Annotated in this window: 3 protein-coding genes; 1 reads left to right on the forward strand and 2 read right to left on the reverse strand. The window is 57.4% G+C overall.

Translation table 11 applies throughout. The annotated features are described in order from the left end of the window. Positions 1-191: 191 nt before the first annotated feature. Both ABLV08_RS03485 and ABLV08_RS03490 read right to left on the reverse strand, forming a co-directional pair. Positions 192-869, reverse strand: coding sequence for an isochorismatase family protein (locus tag ABLV08_RS03485; RefSeq protein ID WP_015367229.1), 678 nt, complete (start codon positions 867-869; stop codon positions 192-194). Between the two features lie 19 nt (positions 870-888). After that, the gene (locus tag ABLV08_RS03490; RefSeq protein ID WP_045386333.1) at positions 889-1,749 is read right to left on the reverse strand and encodes a pirin family protein; all 861 of its coding nucleotides are present in this window, start codon (positions 1,747-1,749) and stop codon (positions 889-891) included. A 115-nt stretch (positions 1,750-1,864) separates the two neighbouring features. Here ABLV08_RS03490 and ABLV08_RS03495 point away from each other — a divergent pair, with 115 nt between their 5' ends. Then, a complete protein-coding gene (locus ABLV08_RS03495; protein WP_015367227.1) occupies positions 1,865-2,770 on the forward strand; it encodes a LysR family transcriptional regulator in 906 nt (301 codons plus the stop codon). Positions 2,771-2,909: the final 139 nt, after the last annotated feature.

The raw sequence follows: 2,909 nt of genomic DNA on the forward strand, positions 1-2,909 counted from the left end.
ACACACTTTCCAGGCGTGCTCCTTCAGCCACTCGGACACCTCACCATATTGTCTTGCTGCTCACCTTGGGTGGGCAACGGGGCGCTACTATAGGGAGTTGCGCTAAAACGGTCAAGCATATTTTTTTCTTTCTTTACCGTTCGGTTAAGCAATGAACACTGCCCCGTCGATTCATCGACGGGGCAGCTATTTTAACGCTGGGAATCCAGCTTTTCGTTGTTCTTCACGACGTCCTGCGCCTTGCTGTAGCTTTCAATCAGCAACTGATACGCCGGGAAGACTTTGGTATACACCTCAGCCCACTCGGCGGCATCCGGACGGTTCCAGGTGCGCTGCAGTTCAGAGGCTACCGCGGCGGTATCCATTGGTACTACGCCGGCCTGGACTACGCGGGCCAGGGTGATCTCCTGCGCCATTTTGCTGTAGGTACCGGAGGCATCGATAACGGCAAACACTTTATAACCGTCGGCGACGGCGGCAATTGCCGGGAAAGCCATGCACACGCTGGTAATGGTACCGGCGATGATTAAGGTTTTACGTCCGGTCGCTTTCACCGCTGCGACAAACTCCGGGTTGTCCCAGGCGTTGATCTCGCCTTTACGCGCAATATACTTCGCATGCGGCGCATTCTCATGAATTTCCGGAATCAACGGGCCGTTCGGACCCTGCGGCACGGAAGCGGTGGTGATCACCGGGATCCCGGCAAGCGATGCCATTTTCGCCAGCGCGGCGGCGCGAGCGCGCAGTTCCGGCATCGGCATATCGCCAACGGTCTGGAACAGGCCGCTTTGGTGGTCAATCAACAGCATCGCGGTATCGTTAACATCAATCACCGGACGAGAACCGTTAAAGTTAGCTGGAGTAGACATATTCTTCACCTCAATTTCGTTAGATTTGGCCAAAACGGCCGCTGTTAAAATCGCGAATTGCTTCGGCAATTTGCGTTTTGGTATTCATCACAAACGGGCCGTAGCCCACGATCGGCTCCTGTAGCGGTTCGCCGGCCATCAGCAGAACCTTCGCGTTGGAGCTCGCTTCCAGATGGAAGGCTTCACCTTTTTGGCTCAGCACTACCAGCTGTCCTTCCCGTGCGTTTTCCGTACCGTTGACGATGACTTCGCCTTCGAGCACGACCAACGCGGTGCTCCAGCCTTCCGGCTGACGCAATGTCACATCGTGACTTTGTTTGAGCTGCATATCCCACACGTTTAACGGTGAGAATGTGTGCGCTGGGCCGACGACATCGCCGTAACGCCCGGCAATTACTCTGACGGTCCCGGCGTCGTCTTCCAGCGTTGCTTGCGGAATGACGTCTGCGGTAATGCTCTGATAGCCCGGGGTCGTCATTTTGTCTTTCGCCGGCAGGTTGACCCACAGCTGCATCATTTTCAGTTCACCGCCGGAGCGGGTGAACGCTTCGGAGTGGAACTCTTCATGCAGGATCCCGGCGCCGGCCGTCATCCACTGCACGTCGCCAGGGCCGATAACGCCGCCTCTACCGGTTGAGTCGCGATGCTCGACTTCACCGGAGTAGACAATGGTGACGGTTTCGAATCCGCGATGCGGATGCTCGCCGACGCCGCGTTTACCGCTTCCCGCCGGAAACGTGTGCGGGCCGGCGTAGTCAAGCAGTAAGAACGGGCTCAGTTGTTCGCCGTGGGTCTGGTAAGAAAACATTGAGCGAACCGGGAAACCGTCGCCCACCCAGTGCTGCGAAGGGGCGGTGTAAACGCCAGTAATCTGTTTCATGGTTATCTCCTGCGTGTCTGTATCTGATGTGAATAAGCTTATATCTGGGGCTAATATTCCGGTAGATAGCGAAAATGACCTATACTGTTCTAAAAATGGAACGATGGAGAAAAGGATGCAGGATCTCAACGACCTGGCCTGGTTTGTTCAGGTGGTCGACCATGGCGGTTTTGCCGCTGCCGGTCGGGCGCTCGACCAGCCCAAATCCAAACTCAGCCGCCGCATTGCGCAACTGGAAGAGCGCCTGGGCGTGCGTCTGATTCAACGAACCACCCGACAGTTCGCCGTCACGGAAGTCGGCCAAACTTTCTATCAACACTGCAAGGCGATGTTGATAGAAGCCGAAGCGGCGCATCAGGCGGTAGAAACGCTGCAGTCTGAACCGCGCGGCAGCGTCAAGCTCACCTGTCCGGTAACCCTGTTGCATGCCCATGTTGGCCCGATGCTGGCGCGCTTTATGGTGCGATATCCTGGGGTGACGCTACATCTGGAAGCCACCAATCGGCGGGTGGATGTGGTGGGCGAGGGGGTTGATGTGGCCATTCGCGTGCGACCAAGGCCATTTGAAGATAGCGACCTGGTCATGCGGGTGTTGGCCGATCGCGGCCATCGCCTGGTGGCGAGTCCGGCGCTGATAGCCAGGCTTGGGCGCCCGCAGGCGCCGGCGGAATTGAGCACCTGGCCGGGGCTAAGTATTGGCGCCGGAAAACATCAGCATAAATGGCAACTTACCGGGCCAGAGGGGGCGCGGGCCGAGGTTTATTTCACGCCGCGGATGGTGACCAGCGATATGCTGGCGCTGCGCGAGGCGGCTATGGCGGGCGTTGGCGTGGTTCAACTTCCTTTATTAATGGTGCGCGATCAGTTGGCATCAGGGGAGTTGGAAATCGTGCTTGATGAGTGGCAGCCGCGGCGGGAAGTCATTCATGCGGTGTTTGCTTCGCGGCGCGGTTTATTACCTTCTGTCAGAGCGCTGGTGGATTATCTCAGCGAAGAGTATCAACGGATGGAAGAGGATTAGCTCAGGCTCTTTTTCCCGGCGGCGCTGTGCCTGGACGGGCTATTGGTGGCGGGGCCTACTGTATAGGTAGCCCGGGCGAGGCATTTATGCCGACCCCGGGAAGGTTTACCGGGGTCAGATGCGAAAAAAGCCCGTACTT

This window comes from Klebsiella sp. CN_Kp088, assembly GCF_040064335.1.
Lineage (GTDB): Bacteria > Pseudomonadota > Gammaproteobacteria > Enterobacterales > Enterobacteriaceae > Klebsiella > Klebsiella aerogenes.